The sequence below is a fragment of the Micromonospora sp. URMC 103 genome, assembly GCF_051386435.1.
In the GTDB taxonomy this organism is placed as follows: domain Bacteria; phylum Actinomycetota; class Actinomycetes; order Mycobacteriales; family Micromonosporaceae; genus Micromonospora.
This window is the reverse complement of sequence record NZ_JBPQTR010000004.1, coordinates 881,622-898,582: the sequence shown is the minus strand read 5'-3', so window position 1 is coordinate 898,582 and position 16,961 is coordinate 881,622. Positions and strand designations below refer to the sequence as shown.

The 16,961-nt window shown below is 72.8% G+C and carries 18 protein-coding genes; 10 read left to right on the top strand and 8 right to left on the bottom strand.

The genetic code is table 11. From position 1 onward, the window contains the following. Positions 1–102 precede the first annotated feature (102 nt). Positions 103–1,278, bottom strand: coding sequence for an ROK family transcriptional regulator (locus ACSNOA_RS07860; RefSeq protein WP_436657267.1), 1,176 nt, complete (start codon positions 1,276–1,278; stop codon positions 103–105). Positions 1,279–1,457: 179 nt separating this feature from the next. Between ACSNOA_RS07860 and ACSNOA_RS07855 the strand changes: the two genes are divergently transcribed. Further along, on the top strand, positions 1,458–2,912 hold the full coding sequence (locus tag ACSNOA_RS07855) for a glycoside hydrolase family 3 N-terminal domain-containing protein (RefSeq protein ID WP_436657266.1): 1,455 nt from the start codon (positions 1,458–1,460) through the stop codon (positions 2,910–2,912). A 144-nt stretch (positions 2,913–3,056) separates the two neighbouring features. Next, positions 3,057–4,259 (top strand): PP2C family protein-serine/threonine phosphatase, encoded by a 1,203-nt coding sequence (locus tag ACSNOA_RS07850; protein WP_436657265.1) that lies wholly within the window; start codon positions 3,057–3,059, stop codon positions 4,257–4,259. 57 nt (positions 4,260–4,316) lie between these two features. On the opposite strand, the gene ACSNOA_RS07845 is transcribed toward ACSNOA_RS07850, so the two are convergent. Both ACSNOA_RS07845 and ACSNOA_RS07840 read right to left on the bottom strand, forming a co-directional pair. Then, positions 4,317–4,670: an STAS domain-containing protein gene (locus tag ACSNOA_RS07845; protein ID WP_436657264.1), complete on the bottom strand. Its 354-nt coding sequence runs from the start codon at positions 4,668–4,670 to the stop codon at positions 4,317–4,319. A gap of 434 nt (positions 4,671–5,104) precedes the next feature. Next, positions 5,105–5,767, bottom strand: coding sequence for a GNAT family N-acetyltransferase (locus tag ACSNOA_RS07840; protein ID WP_436658343.1), 663 nt, complete (start codon positions 5,765–5,767; stop codon positions 5,105–5,107). Between the two features lie 263 nt (positions 5,768–6,030). On the opposite strand from ACSNOA_RS07840, the gene ACSNOA_RS07835 reads away from it, so the two are divergent. Further along, positions 6,031–6,228 carry a DNA repair protein gene (locus tag ACSNOA_RS07835; RefSeq protein WP_436657263.1) on the top strand — a complete coding sequence of 66 codons (198 nt, stop codon included), beginning with the start codon at positions 6,031–6,033 and terminating at the stop codon, positions 6,226–6,228. 115 nt (positions 6,229–6,343) lie between these two features. Further along, a complete protein-coding gene (locus tag ACSNOA_RS07830) occupies positions 6,344–6,862 on the top strand; it encodes a hypothetical protein (RefSeq protein ID WP_436657262.1) in 519 nt (172 codons plus the stop codon). 9 nt (positions 6,863–6,871) lie between these two features. On the opposite strand, the gene ACSNOA_RS07825 is transcribed toward ACSNOA_RS07830, so the two are convergent. Both ACSNOA_RS07825 and ACSNOA_RS07820 read right to left on the bottom strand, forming a co-directional pair. Continuing rightward, positions 6,872–7,603, bottom strand: a complete 732-nt coding sequence (locus ACSNOA_RS07825; protein WP_436657261.1) for a Clp protease N-terminal domain-containing protein — start codon at positions 7,601–7,603, stop codon at positions 6,872–6,874. Between the two features lie 67 nt (positions 7,604–7,670). Further along, complete coding sequence (locus ACSNOA_RS07820; RefSeq protein ID WP_436657260.1) at positions 7,671–8,060, bottom strand: DUF2267 domain-containing protein; 390 nt, start codon at positions 8,058–8,060, stop codon at positions 7,671–7,673. Between the two features lie 342 nt (positions 8,061–8,402). Here ACSNOA_RS07820 and ACSNOA_RS07815 point away from each other — a divergent pair, with 342 nt between their 5' ends. After that, positions 8,403–9,230, top strand: coding sequence for a DUF72 domain-containing protein (locus ACSNOA_RS07815; protein WP_436658342.1), 828 nt, complete (start codon positions 8,403–8,405; stop codon positions 9,228–9,230). A 10-nt stretch (positions 9,231–9,240) separates the two neighbouring features. Here the strand turns inward: ACSNOA_RS07815 and ACSNOA_RS07810 are convergent, their stop codons facing one another. Continuing rightward, on the bottom strand, positions 9,241–9,636 hold the full coding sequence (locus ACSNOA_RS07810) for a hypothetical protein (RefSeq protein ID WP_436657259.1): 396 nt from the start codon (positions 9,634–9,636) through the stop codon (positions 9,241–9,243). A 64-nt stretch (positions 9,637–9,700) separates the two neighbouring features. Continuing rightward, positions 9,701–10,105 (bottom strand): RidA family protein, encoded by a 405-nt coding sequence (locus ACSNOA_RS07805; RefSeq protein WP_436657258.1) that lies wholly within the window; start codon positions 10,103–10,105, stop codon positions 9,701–9,703. Between the two features lie 221 nt (positions 10,106–10,326). Here ACSNOA_RS07805 and ACSNOA_RS07800 point away from each other — a divergent pair, with 221 nt between their 5' ends. Both ACSNOA_RS07800 and ACSNOA_RS07795 read left to right on the top strand, forming a co-directional pair. Further along, positions 10,327–10,686, top strand: a complete 360-nt coding sequence (locus tag ACSNOA_RS07800) for a sigma factor (protein WP_436657257.1) — start codon at positions 10,327–10,329, stop codon at positions 10,684–10,686. A gap of 8 nt (positions 10,687–10,694) precedes the next feature. Continuing rightward, a complete protein-coding gene (locus ACSNOA_RS07795) occupies positions 10,695–10,817 on the top strand; it encodes a hypothetical protein (RefSeq protein ID WP_436657256.1) in 123 nt (40 codons plus the stop codon). Positions 10,818–10,901: 84 nt separating this feature from the next. Here ACSNOA_RS07795 and ACSNOA_RS07790 read toward each other — a convergent pair whose 3' ends face one another. Further along, positions 10,902–12,977 carry a glycoside hydrolase family 36 protein gene (locus ACSNOA_RS07790; RefSeq protein ID WP_436657255.1) on the bottom strand — a complete coding sequence of 692 codons (2,076 nt, stop codon included), beginning with the start codon at positions 12,975–12,977 and terminating at the stop codon, positions 10,902–10,904. Positions 12,978–13,394: 417 nt separating this feature from the next. Between ACSNOA_RS07790 and ACSNOA_RS07785 the strand changes: the two genes are divergently transcribed. The 3 genes from ACSNOA_RS07785 to ACSNOA_RS07775 all read left to right on the top strand — a co-directional run bounded on the left by ACSNOA_RS07785 (position 13,395) and on the right by ACSNOA_RS07775 (position 16,958). After that, positions 13,395–14,183 (top strand): GntR family transcriptional regulator, encoded by a 789-nt coding sequence (locus tag ACSNOA_RS07785; protein ID WP_436657254.1) that lies wholly within the window; start codon positions 13,395–13,397, stop codon positions 14,181–14,183. Between the two features lie 244 nt (positions 14,184–14,427). Continuing rightward, on the top strand, positions 14,428–15,729 hold the full coding sequence (locus ACSNOA_RS07780; protein ID WP_436657253.1) for a D-tagatose-bisphosphate aldolase, class II, non-catalytic subunit: 1,302 nt from the start codon (positions 14,428–14,430) through the stop codon (positions 15,727–15,729). Next, positions 15,726–16,958 carry an SIS domain-containing protein gene (locus ACSNOA_RS07775; RefSeq protein WP_436657252.1) on the top strand — a complete coding sequence of 411 codons (1,233 nt, stop codon included), beginning with the start codon at positions 15,726–15,728 and terminating at the stop codon, positions 16,956–16,958. Before ACSNOA_RS07780 ends, ACSNOA_RS07775 begins: the two co-directional genes overlap by 4 nt. Positions 16,959–16,961: the final 3 nt, after the last annotated feature.

Sequence of the window (16,961 nt, the reverse complement as noted above, 5' to 3'; positions counted from 1 at the left end):
TGGTCAAGACCTTGCAGCACCCGAGGAGATCGTGAAGAATTCCTTCGCATGACCGATCGCGGCCCGGCCCGACCCGAGCGGGTGGGGTCGGGCGCGAGCGGGTCAGCCCACCGTCGAGCCGAAGACCTCGTCGCGCACCGCGTCCAGCGCGGTACGCAGCGCGCCCTGGAGGATCGGCTCCTCGGCCAGCCCGGTCGTGACCACCCGTGGCCGCACCAGCGTGATGGCGGCGACCTCGTGCTGCACCCGCTCGGCGAGCGCCGCCCCGCCGGCCTGCCCGACCTCGCCGGCCAGCACCACGAGCGGCGGGTCGAGCACCACGCAGGTGCTCGCCACGCCGAGCGCCAGCCGTCGGGCCAGCTCGTCGAGCACCGGGGCGCCCGCGTCGCCGCCCTCGATCGCGGCGCGCACCGCGGCCGCGGCGTTCCCCGCGGTGAAGCCGTGCTCGCGGGCCACCGCGCGGACGGCGTCCGCACCGACGAGCTGCTGGAACGCGGGCTTGGCCCGGCGCGCCACGTCACGCGGGATGGGCACGCCGGGCACCGGGAGGTAGCCGATCTCACCGGCCGCGCCGCTGCTGCCGTGGTGCAGCCGCCCGTTCAGCATGATGGCGAGACCGACGCCGGCGCCGATCCAGACCAGAACGAAGTCCGCCAGCCCCGTGGCGGCGCCGGACTGCGCCTCGGCCACCGCCGCCAGGTTCACGTCGTTCTCGAAGACCACCGGGGTGTGCAGGTCCTCGCGCAGGGCCGCGAGCAGGCCCCGGTGCCAGCGCGGCAGGTTGAAGGCGAACGTGATGTCGCCGGTGCCCGGGTCGACCAGACCGGGGGTGCCGAGCACCACCCGCCGTACGCTCGACAGTTGCGCCTGGGCGCTGCTGGCCGCCTGGACGACGGCGTTGTGCACCACTCCCACCGGGTCGTCGGTGTCCCGGGTGGACTGCTCGACCCGGCCGATCACGGCGCCCGTGATGTCCGCGCAGGCGGCCACCACCCGGTCGGGGCCGACGTCCACGCCGACGACGTGCGCGCTGCCGGGGCGTACGGCGTAGAGCTGGGCGTTCGGCCCCCGGCCGCCGGCCTGCTCGCCGACCCGCGTGACCAGCCCGCGCTCCTCCAGGCGCTCGACCAGCTGCGAGGCGGTCACCTTCGACAGCCCGGTCAGTTCGCCGAGCCGGGCCCGGGTCAGCGGCCCTCGCTCGAGCAGGAGTTCCAGCGCCGCACGGTCGTTGAGCGCCCGCAACAGGCGGGGGGTACCGGGCAGCCGGCTCGCACTCATGCCACGTCCTCTAGTTTTAGTAAACTTTGCTAACTGTAAAGCGACCTGGGAACGGGTAGCCGTAGCGTAGCGGCCACCCGGACCGGGAGTACTCGGTCGACCCGGCACCGCTGTGCGGCCGGGACGGCCGGGAGCCCGGTACGACGTCCGTACCGGCCGGCACCGAAGGGGGAGATCACGTGGGGCTCGATCCAGGACTGCGGCGGCTCGCGCTGGGCACACTGCTGGCCGCCTACCCCGGCCCCGTCCCGCCCGACTGGGCGGTCGAGCTGGTCGCCGAGGGCCTGGCCGGGCACACCCTGTTCGGCACCAACGTGCACGACCCCGCGCAGGTGGCGGCGAGCACGGCCGCGCTCCGGGAGGGGCGCGAGGACGTGCTGATCGCGATCGACGAGGAGGGCGGCGACGTCACCCGGCTGGCGCACGCCACCGGTAGCCCGTACCCGGGCAACGCGGCGCTCGGCGCGATCGGCGACGTGGCCCTCACCCGGCGGGTCTACGAGGCGATCGGCGCGGAACTCGCCGCGCTGGGCATCACGGTCGACCTCGCCCCGACCGTCGACGTGAACACCGCCGACGAGAACCCGGTGATCGGCACCCGTTCCTTCGGCGCCGACCCCGTCCGGGTGGCCGCGCACTCCGCCGCCGCCGTGGCCGGGCTCCAGGCCACCGGCGTGGCGGCCTGCGCCAAGCACTTCCCCGGGCACGGCGCCACGGTCGCCGACTCGCACCACGAGCTGCCCACCGTGGACGTCCCACTCGAGGTGCTGCGCCGCCGGGACCTCCCGCCGTTCGCCGCGGTGGTCGCCGCCAACACCCAGGCCGTGATGACCGCGCACATCCGGGTGCCGGCACTCACCGGCACCGGGCCGGCCACGTTCAGCCGGGCCGTCCTCGTCGACCTGCTCCGCACCGAGTACGGCTTCACGGGCGCCGTGATCACCGACGCCCTGGAGATGAAGGGCGCCGCGCTGGCCGCCGGCGGCGTCGGGCCGGCCGCCGTCCGCGCCCTGGCCGCCGGGGCCGACCTGCTCTGCATCGGCGCGAAGGTCGACGCCGAACTGGTCGAGCACGTCGCCACCGAGATCGTCGCCGCGCTCGGCGACGGCCGGCTGGACCGGGCCCGGGTCGAGGAGGCGGCCGGTCGCGCCGCCACGCTCGCCGCCTGGACCCGGGTCGCCGCCCGCGTCCCGTCCGGCGGCGGCACCGATCTGGGGTACGCGGCGGCGCGCCGCGCCGTGAAGATCGACGGGGTGCTCACCGGCCTCGACCGGCCGCTGGTGGTGCAGTTGTACGCCGCCTCCACCATGGCCGAGGGCCGGGTGCCCTGGGGGCTCGGGCCGCACCTCGCCGACGCCGAGGAGGTCCGGGTGGTGGCCGCCGAGACCGACCCGGCGACCCTGCGCCGGCTCGCCGGGGAGCGGCCGATCGTGCTCGTCGGCCGGCACCTGCACCGCCTGCCCGGCGGGCCCGAGCTGGTCAGCGCCCTGGCCGCCGAGCACCCCGTGACCGTGGTCGAGATGGGCTGGCCCGCCCGGTGGCGCCCGGCCGGGGTGCGCGCCTTCGTCACCACGTACGGGGCGAGCCATGCCAACGGCCGCGCCGCCGCCGAGGCGCTCGGTCTGGCCGGCTGAGCCTCGGGCCGCCGGGCGAGCGCCACCCGGCGCGAGCCGTCCCGCCGCAGGCGCCGCCCTTGCGACGCGGCGCCCGGCGGGACGCGCCGGCCCGTCCCGGCCAGCCTGGGCATCGGCCGGAACCGGGGCGGGTAGAACGGTGGTATGACCGCCACCGACGCCTGGCGCCGCGCCCTGGCCGACCTGTTGGCCCGGGCGCACCGGCTGCCGCCCGACGAGCTTCCGGCCGGGGTCAACGCGGCGCTCGAGCCGCTAGGGGTCACGGCGACGATCTACCTGGTGGACGCCGAGCAGCGGGACCTGCGCCCACTGCCCGAGCGCGACCGACCGACGCCGGCGCCGCTCCCGATCGACGCCAGCCTCGCCGGCCGGGCGTTCACCCAGATCGAGATGCGCGCCGGCCAGGGACCGCCACCGCGGCTCTGGGTGCCGATCGTCGACGGCACCGACCGGCTCGGTCTGCTGGAGGTCTTCCCGCCGCCCGGCACGCACCTCGCCGACGAGGCACTGCGCGACGGATGCCGCCTCATCTCCGGGCTGGTCGGGCACCTCGTGTCCAGCAAGACGCCGTACGGCGACGTCCTGCACCGGGCGCGACGCAGCCGCCCCATGGAGGTGTCGGCCGAGCTGCTGTGGCAGCTCCTGCCACCGCTGACCTTCGCCACACCGGACACCGCGGTCAGCGCCCTCCTCGAGCCCTGTTACGCGGTCGGCGGGGACGCGTTCGACTACGCCCTGGACGGGGACCGCATCGCACTCGCCATCCTCGACGGCGTCGGCCACGGGCTGCCGGCGGTGCTCACCACCTCGGTGGCACTCGCGGCCATGCGGGCCGCCCGGCGCGCCGGCGCCGACCTGGTCGGCTGGGCGGAGGCGGTGGACTCCGCGATCACCGGGCAGTGGCAGGACGCCCGTTTCGTGACCGGCGTCCTCGCGGAGTTCGAGGTCCCCACCGGGATGCTCCGCTACGTCAACGCGGGGCACCCGGCACCGCTGCTGCTGCGCCACGGGCGGACCGTACGGGCGCTCGACGGCGGCCGACGGCTGCCACTCGGCCTCCTGGGCGACCGGGGCGAGGTGGGCCGGACACGTCTGGAACCCGGCGACCGCCTGCTGCTGCACACCGACGGGATGACGGAGGCCCGCGACGCGGCGGGCGAGCTGTTCGGGTTGGCGCGGCTGGCCGACCTGGCCGAGCGGCACATCGCGTCGGGCCTGCCCAGCGCCGAGACGCTGCGCCGACTCAGCCACGCGGTGGCCGAGCACCAGGACGGCCCGCTGCGCGACGACGCCACGCTGCTGCTGGTGGAGTGGTCCCCGGAGGCGACGGCCCGGCTGGTGCCCTGACGCCGCCGGTCGTTGCCGGCACCCGCCGCGGGCCGGCCAGGAAAGTCGGGACGAGCCCTAATCGAGACCGCGGAACCCCGCGAGCCGCGGCGACGGCCCGTCCGCCGCAAGGCCGAGCAGTGGTCCGACCGACGTGATCCGCAGCACCCGGGCCACCACCGGCTGCGGGTCGACCACCCGGAGGGTGACCCCGTCACGCCGTGCCGTGGTGGCGGCGCTCACGAGGACGCGTATCCCGCTGGAGTCGAGGAAGCGCACCTCGGCCAGGTCGACGACGACGGCACGGATCTCGGGCCGGCGGAGCACGTTGGTGAGGGCCGCATGCAGCACGTCGGCGGTGGCCATGTCGACCTCGCCCACCGGGCACAGGACGACTTCGCCCACACCGGTGTCGCGCAGTCGCACGTCCATTGGCCGCCCTAGCTTCGGAAGTCCTCGGATCGACCGGCCCGGAAGCCGACGCCACCCGACCATACCGACCGGCTGCCGGTTCCGCACAGGCACGCGGCCGGGCACCCGTCCCGCGCCCCGCCCCACGCTCCACCATCGGCGGCCCGTCCCACCCGGAACCGCCCCGCACGCTGTGTCACTGCGGCCGTCTCCGTTCGCCGGGGCCGCAGGCCAGGTCAAGTCCACTATTCGACACGCCGAACCGGTGCCGGGCATCTTGCCCATGACCGATTCGATACGTAGCGTGATCGGCGGGACACGATCGGGCGCTCGGCGCCGGTCGTGCACACGGGGACCTGGGGGGAAGGCTGCGGACCGTGGATCCGGCCCGGGATCCACGGTCCGCGCCCTGCGTCGCGCTCCCCCGCCGCACGCCGGCCACCCGGGGTCGGCGGTCAGACGGGATACACCCCGAAGGAGCGCCAGCCCCGGTCCGGAAAGCCGGCCGCCTCCGCGACCCGGGCCGACGCCCGGTTCCCGTGGTTGTGCAGATAGGTGGGCACCGCCCCCTCGTCGAGCACGCGCCGGGCCGCCTGGGCGACCAGCCGCCGGGCCAGCCCTCGGCCGCGCGCGGCCGGAGCCGTGCCGACGGCCAGCTCGTGCCCGTACGGGTCGTGCCGCTTGATCCCCACTCCGGCCAGGTAGCGGCCGTCGGGCGCGCGTACCACGAGCACGTCCCGGTCGAACAGCCGCAGCCAGTCGGGCAGCCCGGGCACGGTCGGCGGGATCCACTCGCCGACATCCGGCAACGGCGCGGGGGCCATGCTCCACCGGAAGGCGCCGTCGTGCGTCTCCCAGCGGGGCAGGCCGACGGCCGCGGGCAACGCGGGGATCAGCCGTTCCAGCGGCCGGCCGACCAGCGCGCGTACCGCCGCCACCCGGTCCGGCGGCACGGAGAGCACGGTGCTGCGCCCGGTGCCGACGGCGATCGCCGGGCGCAGCCGGCCGTCCCAGGCCGGGTGGACACGGCGGTGCGACCCGACCACGTGCAGCCCGGGACCGGCGGGCCACTGCCCGAGCCACGTCGCCAGGTGCAGCTGCAGCCGCCGGTCGAGCACCCCGCCACCTCCCGTGATCACCGTACGCCGGGTGTCGCGGCCCGGTCGGGCGGACCGGCGAGCGCCCGGAGAGTCCGGACCCGGGCCAGTGACATCCGTCGCTCCGCCTCCGGCGATCGGGGTTAGCGACGCCTCCGCCGGGGTAGCGGATCCCGACCGACGGAATCAGACCGGATTCCTTACCGGAAAAGGGAACCGGCCGTCGCCTCCGGGCGTCACATCCATTTCCATACATGGACACCTTTCTTTGGGACGGTATCGTCATGCCGAATCAGCCGAATGACCGGTACCAGCAGGACACCGAACGGATCTGGCGTGCGCCGGAGGCCGGCGAGCGCTTCCCGGCCCAGCCCCCGTACCGAGGCGCCCGGGCGGCCGGCGACGGGGGCGCGCTGGGCTGGGCCGCGCTGAACGAGCTGCCCGCCGGGATGTCCGCCCGGCACGGCCTCAACAGCCGCTGACCGACCGCCGCCTTTCGGTGCGACACACCCGGATCGTCCACCGCGGGCTTTCGCACACCTGTCGGGTAACGTCTCCTGGTCCGGATTCCGGCCGACGACAGGAGTAGCTCCGCGCATGGGCAAGAAGACGATCCGCGTCTCCGACTTCAGCGGCACGGTGTTGCAGCCCGACGACGAGGTGGTCCGCGTCGTGGTGCTGGAGCACCCTGACCTCGTGGCCGGGCCCGTGCAGCTGGAGGCCACGCCGGTCGAGGTGGAGAGCATCGACGACGCCGCGCTGGACGTGGCGGTGGTCGAGATCCACGACCGGCACGGTGACGGGGAGCCGCGCCGGGTGGTGCTCACCGCGAGCGAGTTCGACGCGATGGCCACGGACACCCCCATGGCGCAGCTGCTCCGGACGGCCGAGCGGGTACGCCCGCCGAAGGCGCGCCGCGGTGCCGAGCGGCTCGACTACGGCACCATCGAGCACGCGGGAAAGCCGCACCGGGGGCGGGTCACCGAGGAGGAGGCCCGGCTGGTGCGGGAGCGGCTCGACGAGGTCAACAAGCGCCTCGCCGACGCCGGCATCCGCCAAATCGACCCGGCCGACCCGGAGCACGCCGACCGGTACGGCTTCCTCACCGCGTCCTGACCCGCCGGCTCAGGCCTGCTTTCCGAAGCCGGCCTTGAGCACCTCGACGAGCTGGCGCTCGGCGGCGGCCTTGTCAACGCCCAGACCGGCGAGGACGCCCGTCCCGTCACCCAGCTCGAGCAGGGCGAGCAGGATGTGCTCGGTGCCGATGTAGTTGTGCCCCAGCCGCAGCGCCTCGCGGAAGGTCAGCTCCAGCGTCTTGCGGGCCTGCGCGTCGTACGGGATCAGTTCCGGCACGTCGCCGGAGGACGGCGCCGGCAGCACGGCCGTGGCGACCTCGCGTACCCGCTCCAGCGACACGCCCTGCGCGACGATCGCCTTGGCGGCGAGCGCCTCCGGCTCGCTGAGCAGCCCCAGCACCAGGTGCTCGGGGCGGATCTCGGCGTGCCCCGTGGCCCGCGCCTCGTTCTGCGCCGCCATCACCACGTTGCGGGCGCGGGGGGTGAACCGGTTGAAGCCCTCCTGCGGATCCATCGGCAGGTCCGACGAGCGGGGGACGAAGCGCTTCTGCGCCGCCTGCTTGGTGACGCCCATGCTGCGGCCGATGTCCGTCCAGGAGGCGCCCGCCCGGCGCGCCTGGTCCACGAAGTGCCCGATCAGGTGGTCGGCCACCTCGCCGAGGTGGTCCGCCGCCAGAACCGCGTCGGCCAGCTGGTCGAGCGGCTCGTGGTGCGCCTTCTTGATGGCCTGGATCAGGTCGTCCAGGCGTACGGGGTTGTTCCCCGGGACTGCGTTCGTCATGCGTCAACCGTAAGTTGACGCTCCCCTTCCGTCAACCCTGGGTTGACGACCGTTGCCCGACTCCGCGTCAGGGGCGGTTCGTCACGGGCTCGGCGAGGGCCTGGATCTCCAGAGGCACCTGGGCCAGTGCCTGCCGGAACTCCCGGTGCCCCACCACCCGGTGCAGGGTCTGCAGGACGGCGCCGGCGCCCTGCTCGGCGAGCCGGGGGCCCACCTGCGCGCGCTCGGCCACCCGCCGTACGAACTCGTCGTACCCGAAGACCTCCGGCTCCTCCTGCGCGGCGCGGGCCAGCAGCGGGCGGAGCTCGTGCGCCACGTGGTCGGCCAGTTGGGCCGACTCCCCGCCGCTGATCCGCTCGGCGAGCGTGCCCAGAGTGGCCTCGGTCAGAGCACGGGCGGTCTCCTCCGGCACGCCCGCCCGATCGGCCACCTTGTCGAAGAAACTCAGCTCGGCCATGCCCCGTCCTTCCCGATGCGGAGAAGGGTGGCTACCCGAAGCCAACCGCCGCAAACGGTGCCGGAAGCGGCTCGGTGCGGGGCGGCCCCAGGGCGCGGGCGCGGGCAGGGCTGCGGGCCCCGGGGGCGACGGCAGGGCCCCCGGGCCCGGGGGGCGACATCGCCGGGAGCATGATGCCTCTGAGTCATAAATATGCCTCTGAGGCATCAACCACATCCGCGATGGTCGGCCCTCCCCGTGGCCGGCCCGCGCCTGGCCGCCGGGGCGGCACCCGTATACCGTCGTCGGACGGACGCGGCGGCGGGAGGGTTCGGGGTCATGCACCTGCACGTGGGCTGTGCGATGTGGACGCACAAGGCGTGGCAGGGGCGGTTCCTGGCGCATCCGTTGCCGTCCACCGAGCGCCTGCGGCACTACGCGGGCTGGTGCAACGCGGTCGAGGGGAACACGACGTTCTACGCGACCCCCGCCCGGGAGACCGTGGCCTCCTGGGCCGAGCAGACCGACCCGGACTTCCGGTTCGTGGTCAAACTGCCGAAGCTCGTCACCCACGAGCGCCGCCTCGGCGACGTCGACGAGCCGGTGCGCGCCTTCCTCGACGCGATGGAGCCGCTCGGGCCGCGCGTCGAGGCCCTCTGGGTCCAGTTGCCGGGGTCGTTCGCGCCCGCCGACGTGCCCGTGCTGGAACGGTTTTTGCGCCGTCTGCCCGCGTCCCACCGGTACGCCGTCGAGGTCCGCCACCCCGCGTTCTTCGACGATCCCCGCTCGGCGCGACTCCTCGAAGAAGCACTGAACAGCTCGTCCGCCGAGTGGGTCCCCTTCGACACGACCGCGTTCTTCCGCAGCCCACCGACCAGCGACGCCGAGCGCGACGCCTGGATCAAGAAACCCCGCGTGCCGCTGCGCTCGGTCGCGCTCACCGACCGGCCGATCGTCCGGTACCTCGGCCGCGACGACACCGCGCGGACGGTCGAGGGCTGGCAGCACTGGGTCGACGTCGTCAGCGGATGGCTGCGCGAGGGGCGCTCCCCGACCGTGTTCGTCCACACGCCCGACAACGCCGACGCGCCGCTGCTGGCCCGTCGATTCCACGACGAGGTACGCGCGCGGGTGCCCGCACTCGCGCCCCTGCCCGAGCCGATCCCGGTCGAACCCCTGACCCTGTTCTGAACACCACCGGTCAGCTTCCGGCGGCGGTGATGCCGGTACGACGCACGATCGCGTCGACGACAGCCGGCTCGATCGATCCCGGATCGCAGACCACCAGATCCTCCGGGGCGTACACGCCGGAACCCGATTCGGGATGCACGACGACGACACCACCCACCGGAAGGAACCCGACGACCTGCCCGTACGGATGCGTGGGCGCCTCGCCGGGGTCCACGGCCGCGGGATCCGGCCGGACGACCGTGCCCTCGTGCAGCCAGGGCGGCCGGTCGACGAGGATCCCGATCTCTCCCGACTCTCCGCCGTACGCCGCGGTGGCGGCCTCCCGCGCCATGCGGCCAATGTCCTTCGAACGCCGGGTGACCCCGGCGTCGATCGGCCCGTCCGGCCCCGCCACGACGACCTGCATCGAACGGTCCGCCCGAAAGCGCACATGCGCTGTCATGCTGCGAGACACCCGTCCACCCTTCGCCTCAGGGAGCGATGTCCAGGCGGACGACGGCCCCGATCTCGACGAGTTGCGCCGGTAGCGCCAGCTCGACGACACCGCTGACCGTGCTGGTCGGACGGTGGTCCCCGAAGTACCGGGCGTGGGCCGCGGCCGCCGCGTCGAAATGTTCGCGCAGGCCCACGATGAGGACCGTGGTCTCCACCACCTGCCGGCGAGAGGCGCCGAAATGCGCCAGCACCTTGTCCAGGTTCTCCAGTGTCGCCGTGACCTGGGCGTCGAAGTCGCCCTCCCCCACGAAGTTCCCGTCGGCGTCGTGTGCGAGCTGCCCCGAGATGTAGACCGTGTCTCCGACCTGCATGGCCTGGCTGAATCCGTACAGGCCCTCCCAGGGCACGTCGTGGTTGAAGGTCTTCACCGTGGCGCTCAAGCGGTCCTCCCGACGTAGCGTGTTGGCGACATCCGCACGTCGTCAGCATCGCAGGTTTCCCGCTTGGCGGTGGCACCCCGCGTCGATCCCACCGCTCCAGCTCCGGCCGGAGGCGCCCACCGCACCGCCACTCAACCTTTCGCTCCGCTTCCGCGTCGTGTCGGGTGACGAAACCGGTGAAGGGAGCGGCAGGGTGGCTGGTCAGGGCGAGAGGACGGCGTGTGGATGACCTCGATTTCCGGGAGTTCGTCGAGCTGCGCTACAGCGATCTGCTGCGGACGGCGTACCTGCTGACCGGTAGCAGAGACACCGCGCAGGACCTGGTGCACGATGCGTTGCTCAAGGCGATGCGGCACTGGGGGCACCTCTACGAGCCGATGGCGTACGTGCGGCGGGCGATGGTCAACGCACGGGCCAGCCGGTGGCGGAGGCTCGGGTTGCGTGAGCTGCTCACGCCGGCTGTTCCCGAGCGGTCCCGTCCGGACCACACCGAGGCGGTCATCGTCCGGGACGAGTTGCTGACGGCGGCTCTCATGACGTGCGGGCGGACGGGACCGTCCGAGCGGGCGCGGCGATACTGACGATCGCCGTGGGCGCGGACGTCACGCTGCGGGCCCTGGACCGCAACGGCGCGACCCTGGCCTCGGCGCCCCTGCGGGAGCCGGCCCGCGGCGCGCACATCTTCAACGAACCCCTGGTCCTCGACGGGTAGGCACGGATACGGCCCCGTGAGCTGCGGAACGCGCTCCCGGGGCCGTATCCGTCCTGGCGGCTCGGACGTCACACCAGGGTCAGCTCACCCGATGGGCTCGGCCACGACGAGCTGGAACTTCTCGAAGGTCAGCTGCACGGTGTTGTGCCGGGCGTCGACGGTGCCGAGGGAGACGCCGTTGAACGGGTCGGTCAGGCGGTACCTGCCCCGGCCCAGACCGCGCAGCTCGACCGCGCCGTTCCACTGGTCGGCGTAGAACGCGTAGTGCAGGGTCCTGTCCTTGGCCACGACGTGCGCCTCGGGCTTGTCGAAACCGATGTCGTACAGCTCGCCCCGGTACTCGCCGGTGGACAGCATGTTCTCGTTGTACAGGGCCACCCACCTGCGCCAGAGCGCGTCCTTCTCCGGGGTCAGCACGTTCTCGTCGTCCGGGCCCGCGGGGTAGGTGAACTTGGTCGACAGGACGGCTCCCACGCCGTAGCTGGACGCGAAGTCGTTACCGCCGTCGCTCAGTTCGACGTGGTCGCCGGCGTAGCTGGCGCCGTGGCCCATGAGCGCCTTCATCGTCTTGCCCTTGGTCCGGACCTGGTAGGACGAGGTCGGGTCCGAACCTGGGTACTGGTCGATGTAGGGCAGGTTGTGGAAGGCGAAGGCGGTGCCGCAGGGGCACAGCTCGACGACCGCGTCGCGGTTCGCCTCGTGCGCGGCCTCGTACACCGCCCTCCAGAACTGGGCGAGGCCCTCGGTCGACTCCTCGGGGCGGGTGTGCCCGTGCGCCGGGTTGTAACAGGGGGTGACCCCGTTGAGGTGCTGACCGTCGATCTTGAGCCCTTCGAAGCCCCAGTCCCCGACGAACTTCTTCACCTGCCGGACGAAGTAGTCCACGGTCGGCTGGTAGGCCGGGCACAGCGTGTAGGCGTCCCACCAGGTCACTTCCTGCTTGTTGCCGTCGCGGTCCAGCAGGAGCATGTCGGAGCGCGCCTTGAACAGGTTGCTCTCCGGGTCCGCCGCCAGCGGCGCCCACCACAGGCGCGGACGCAGGCCGGCGTCGCGGATCTGCTTGGTGAAGGCGCGCATGTCCGCTTCGCCCTGCGGGAACTTCTGCGGATTGAGGTCCCAGTCGCCCTCGTTGGTCTGCCAGCCGTCGTCGAGCACGGCCCACTTGAGGCCGATCTCACGCACCTTGGGAAGCGTTCCGATGACCTGCTCGACCGTGAAGTTGCGCTCGTAACCCCAGGCGCACCAGATGGGTTCGAGGGCCGGCTTCGGCGTCTTGGGAGCCCGCAGGCCGATGTCGCTCATGTAGTCGCGGTAGCGCTGGAGCGGCACGAAGTGGTCGCCCGGGTGGGCGGTCAGGAACGTGGTCTCGGTGGTCAGCTGCTGGCCCGGCTTCAGGGTGCGGACGGTGTCACCCTCGACGGCGAGGCTCGCGCCGTTGGCGGTCTTGCGAACCGGCAGGCGCAGGATCTTCGCCACGGGTTCGACGTGTCCGACGGAGAGACCCGCGCCGGAACGCCAGACGGACGCCATCGGCGTGCCGCCGCCGTAGTCGGAGGAGTCCATCCCCAGCGAGTTCTTCTGGTCGAACCCGTCCGTCACCGGCTGCACCCAGTCGCGGCGGTCCTCGTGGGTGGTACCCGAGAAGGTGTAGAAGCCGCCGGGCTTCTCGAGAAGCTCGTGGGCCCCGCTGCGCCACCCGGTGACCTTCAGCTCGGCACCGGACCGGTTGGTGTAGGTCACCCGCATCACGATCATGCCGCTCAGGCGCTGGAAGGAGGTCAGTTCGACAGTCTTCCGTACGCCGGTCCGGGAGTCGCCCTGGATGGTCACCTGGACGCCGGGGCCGTGTCGGTGGTGCGTGGTCCTACGCGTCTCGTGGCTACGGTAGGCGAAGTCGGTGATGGTCGTGTCGCCCAGGAGCAGGGATTCGCTGGCGTCGAAGCGCGTGACGTCGACGTTCTTCACGGCCACCCGGCTGTGCAGCTTGTCGTCGAACTCCACGGTGATGGAGGTGTCGCCGACACCGACGACGTCGGGACCCCGGTGCGGCGCGGCGGCCGCGGGTGCGGCGCCCAGCGCCGTGGTCGCGGCAGGAATGGCGGTCAGGCCGGCGCCTCCGAGCGCCACCTTCAATATGCTGCGCCGCTTCATGTTGGTCATGGCAGATCCCTTCCGGCTCTTCGCGCAGCGCTCACGACCCGGCCCGCGCCGTTCGCTCGTCGCTGCGGATCATCAAGATCGGGTCACCTCGGACGTGCCGACACGTTCTGTCGGTCGAGGACACGGTCACGGAGGTCTGACGGCTGTGCTCGGGTGGCCGCGCGGAGCAGACCAGAGGGGCACCAAGCGCCGACCCCGCACGCTGGCGGCGACAAGGTCGGGCCGAAGCCCCGTCATGGAGCGTTCTCCATTCCCGGGGGGATGGTCTGCCGACGAACGTAAGTGGTCTATTCTTGGCTTGTCAATGGTCGGTTCTCGGTAGTTCTTGGTTCGTTCACCGTGGCCCGCGCCCGAGACGGCGCGCCACCTGCGGGCGCCCGGCTCGACGGATCGATTGAACTGGTATGGTCGGCTGGTATGACTGTTGCGAGGACGCGGATGCCCCGTGGCCTGTTCGCCGAGGACGCGCTCCCTCTCTACGAGCGCACCGCCAAGCAGTTGCTCGACGACCTGCGCGCCACCGCGGCCCGTACGGGTGACCGACTGCCCTCCGAGCGAGCCCTCGCGACCCGGTACGCCGTCTCACGCGTGACGCTGCGGGCCGCCCTCGCCGACCTGGAGTCGCGCGGCATCGTGCGACCGTCGTCGACGCGCGGGTGGTTCGTCGCCGATCTCGACCAGTTCCCGGAGCCGACGGCGGCGCCCGCCGCGGCGACTCCCCAGGTGCAGGGCCTCGCCGACTTCGCCCGCGTCAACGGCCTCACGCCGAGCAGTCGGGTGCTCTCCGCCACCGTTCGCCCCGCGACGGTGTCCGAGGCCGAGGACCTCCGCATCGCCCCTGGCGCCGACCTCTTCGAACTCCACCGACTGCGCTTCCTCGACGGCCTGCTGGTCGTACTCGAGCACAACCGGCTCCCGTTGGCGGTCTGCCCGGCCCTGGCCGACACGGACTTCAACACCGCCTCGCTGTACGCCACCCTGCGCGCGGCGGACCCGCCGCAGAATCCGCGCGTCGCCGACTACTCGTGCGAGGCCCGGCACCCGACGCCCCGCGAGATGGAGCTGTTCGAGATCGGCGACACCATGCCGATGCTCGTCGCGACCACGCTGACCTTCAACCAGGCAGGTCGGCCGATAGAGCTGACCGTCCAGGTCTACCGCGGCGACCGCTACCGCTTCCGGGCCTCCATCACCAACCGGGCCTGACCCGCACCGGCCCACTCCCACCCCCGACCCGCTGATCACGAGGTTGTCGGCGGTGTCGATCGCGGGATGCACCGCAGACTCCATGATCGCCGGTTGGCATGCCGCGATCGTTGCTCGTCGCTGGAGCGCGACCCCCGACCCCTTGGCATACCAAATTACAGACCAAGCAAGCAGTAGCCGGCCAAGTTGAAGACCAGTAGGGTCCAGTACCAGCTTCGCAACGGCGAGGAGGAGGACCTGCCCCGTGAGTAACCCGCTCGACACCGTGGTCGCCCTGCACAAACGGGGGGAACCGGTCGGAGTCACGTCGATCTGTTCCGCCCACCCACTGGTCCTGCAGGCCGCGATGGTCCAGGCCAGGGAGGACGGCGGCCTGGTGTTGATCGAGGCGACCTCGAACCAGGTCGACCAGGACGGCGGCTACACCGGCATGCGACCGGCGGACTTCCGCGATCTGGTGTACGAGGCCGCCGACCGGGCCGGGCTGCCCCGGGATCGGGTCGTGCTCGGCGGCGACCACCTGGGCCCGAACCGGTGGCGTTCGTTGCCGGCGGAGCAGGCCATGGCACGTGCCGACGTGCTCGTGGCGGCGTACGTCGAGGCCGGGTTCACCAAGATCCACCTTGACTGCAGCTACCCCTGCGCCGACGACCAGGCCCCGTTGACCGACGAGGTGATGGCCGATCGCGCGGCCCGCATGCTGGCCGTCGCGGAGAAGACCGCCGCGGCGACGGGGCGGGCCGGGAAGCTCCGGTACGTCATCGGCACCGAGGTCCCGGTGCCCGGTGGCGCCGAGGAGACGATCGAGGAACTCGTGCCCACCACCGCCGACTCGGCCCGCAGCACCCTGGCCCGGCACCGGGCGGCCTTCGCCGAGCGGGGCCTCGCGCACGTGTGGCCCCAGGTGATGGCGCTGGTCGTCCAGCCCGGCGTCGAGTTCGACCACCTCCGGGTCGTGGACTACGACCGGGAGCGCACCAAGGAGCTGCAGCCGGTCCTGGACGACGAGCCGGCGATGGTCTTCGAGGCCCACTCCACGGACTACCAGACCGTCCCGCGACTCGTCGCCCTGGTCGAGGACCACTGGGCCGTGCTCAAGGTCGGGCCCGGCCTGACCTTCGCGCTGAGGGAGGCCCTGTTCGCGCTGGCCGCCATCGAGGCCGAACTCGTTCCCGAGCAGGACCGCTCCCACCTGCCGGAGGTGGTCGAGCAGCGCATGCTCGCCGAGCCCGGGCACTGGGCCAGGTACTACACCGGCGACGCCGCCGAGCAGCGCCTGGCCCGGCGCTACAGCTACAGCGACCGCATGCGCTACTACTGGCCGGACCCGGAGATCCAGGCCGCCGAACGTCGGCTGCTGAGCAACCTGACCGAGCGGACCATCCCGCTGCCGCTGCTCAGCCAGTACCTGCCCGACCAGTACCAGCGGGTCCGTGACGGCATCCTCGACAACCAACCCGTCGAGCTCGTCCTCGACCGCATCCGCGACGTCCTGCGCGGCTACCGTCGCGCGGCCACCCCCTCGGAACGGCGGCGGGCAGCATGACCACTCTCCTCGGCCACGACCTCGACCACCTGCGCCGGCGCGGCGCCCTCGACACCAGCCGCGAGATCGCCCAGCAGCCGGCCGTCTGGCGCCAGATCGGGCGGACGGCGGCGGAGTCGGACGCGGCCACCGCAGCGTTTCTGAAGCCGCTGCTCGAACGGCCCGACCTGCGCATCGTCCTCACCGGCGCGGGCACGTCCGCGTACGTCGGCGAGGTGCTGGCGCCGTCGCTTCGGCGCAGGCTGGGCCGCCGGGTGGACGCCGTCGCCACCACCGACATCGTGGCCGACCCGCTGGCCTGCTTCGCCGAGGACGTCCCGACGCTGCTGGTGTCGTTCGCCCGCTCCGGCGACAGCCCGGAGAGCGTCACGGCCACCGAGCTGGCCAGCCAGGTGCTGACCGAGTGCTGGCACCTGGTGGTGACGTGCAACGAGCACGGCCGGCTGGCCGCCCGGCACGGCGACCGGTCCACCGGGCACGTGCTGCTGCTGCCCGAGGCGGCCAACGACCGGGGCTTCGCCATGACGTCCAGCTTCACGGGCATGGTGCTGGCCGGTTGGCTGGCCCTCGGCGGTCCCGACGAGGACCTGGTGGAACGACTCGCCGCCGCCGCCGAGCAGGTGCTGGCGACCCGGCCGGCCGCAGCGGCCGACCTCGCCGCCCGCGGCTACTCCCGGATCGTCTACCTCGGCAGCGGCACCCTGCACGGCCTGGCCCGGGAGTCCGCCCTGAAGGTCCTGGAGCTGACCGCCGGCCGCGTGGTGGCCCTGGCCGAGTCCGCGCTGGCCTTCCGGCACGGACCGAAATCCGTGCTCAACGACCGGACCCTGGTCGTCAGCTACGAGTCCAACGACCCGTACACCAGCCGGTACGACCGCGACATGGTGGCCGAGCTGCTGCGCGTCGTCCCGGAGCGGAACCTCGTCACCGTCGGCGGCGAGGCCGGGCAGCCGGCCCGGGACAACGCCTGGACGCTGCCCGGCGTCGAGGACGTGGACGACATCGCGCTGGTGCTGCCCGCCGTGATCTGCGCGCAGCTGATCGGCCTGCACTTCTCCCTGGCGCTCGGGCTGACGCCCGACAACCCCTTCCCCGGCGGGGAGGTCAACCGGGTCGTCCAGGGCGCGATCATGCACCCCCTGTCCACCAGACAACAGGTCCACATCAGGGCCATCCCTGCCCGCACGGGCGACAGAACTGACGTCAACAGTGGCGCCACACGGAGGTGAGAC

Bases quoted from the DNA above. Each gene is read 5' to 3' on its own strand.
- ACSNOA_RS07825 (WP_436657261.1), bottom strand. From the start codon at position 7,603: ATGACGAACGCAGTCCCGGGGAACAACCCCGTACGCCTGGACGACCTG.
- ACSNOA_RS07775 (WP_436657252.1), top strand. From the start codon at position 15,726: ATGACCACTCTCCTCGGCCACGACCTCGACCACCTGCGCCGGCGCGGC.
- ACSNOA_RS07785 (WP_436657254.1), top strand. From the start codon at position 13,395: ATGACTGTTGCGAGGACGCGGATGCCCCGTGGCCTGTTCGCCGAGGAC.
- ACSNOA_RS07850 (WP_436657265.1), top strand. From the start codon at position 3,057: ATGACCGCCACCGACGCCTGGCGCCGCGCCCTGGCCGACCTGTTGGCC.
- ACSNOA_RS07860 (WP_436657267.1), bottom strand. From the start codon at position 1,278: ATGAGTGCGAGCCGGCTGCCCGGTACCCCCCGCCTGTTGCGGGCGCTC.
- ACSNOA_RS07835 (WP_436657263.1), top strand. From the start codon at position 6,031: ATGCCGAATCAGCCGAATGACCGGTACCAGCAGGACACCGAACGGATC.
- ACSNOA_RS07790 (WP_436657255.1), bottom strand. From the start codon at position 12,977: ATGACCAACATGAAGCGGCGCAGCATATTGAAGGTGGCGCTCGGAGGC.
- ACSNOA_RS07820 (WP_436657260.1), bottom strand. From the start codon at position 8,060: ATGGCCGAGCTGAGTTTCTTCGACAAGGTGGCCGATCGGGCGGGCGTG.
- ACSNOA_RS07845 (WP_436657264.1), bottom strand. From the start codon at position 4,670: ATGGACGTGCGACTGCGCGACACCGGTGTGGGCGAAGTCGTCCTGTGC.
- ACSNOA_RS07830 (WP_436657262.1), top strand. From the start codon at position 6,344: ATGGGCAAGAAGACGATCCGCGTCTCCGACTTCAGCGGCACGGTGTTG.
- ACSNOA_RS07815 (WP_436658342.1), top strand. From the start codon at position 8,403: ATGTGGACGCACAAGGCGTGGCAGGGGCGGTTCCTGGCGCATCCGTTG.
- ACSNOA_RS07810 (WP_436657259.1), bottom strand. From the start codon at position 9,636: ATGCAGGTCGTCGTGGCGGGGCCGGACGGGCCGATCGACGCCGGGGTC.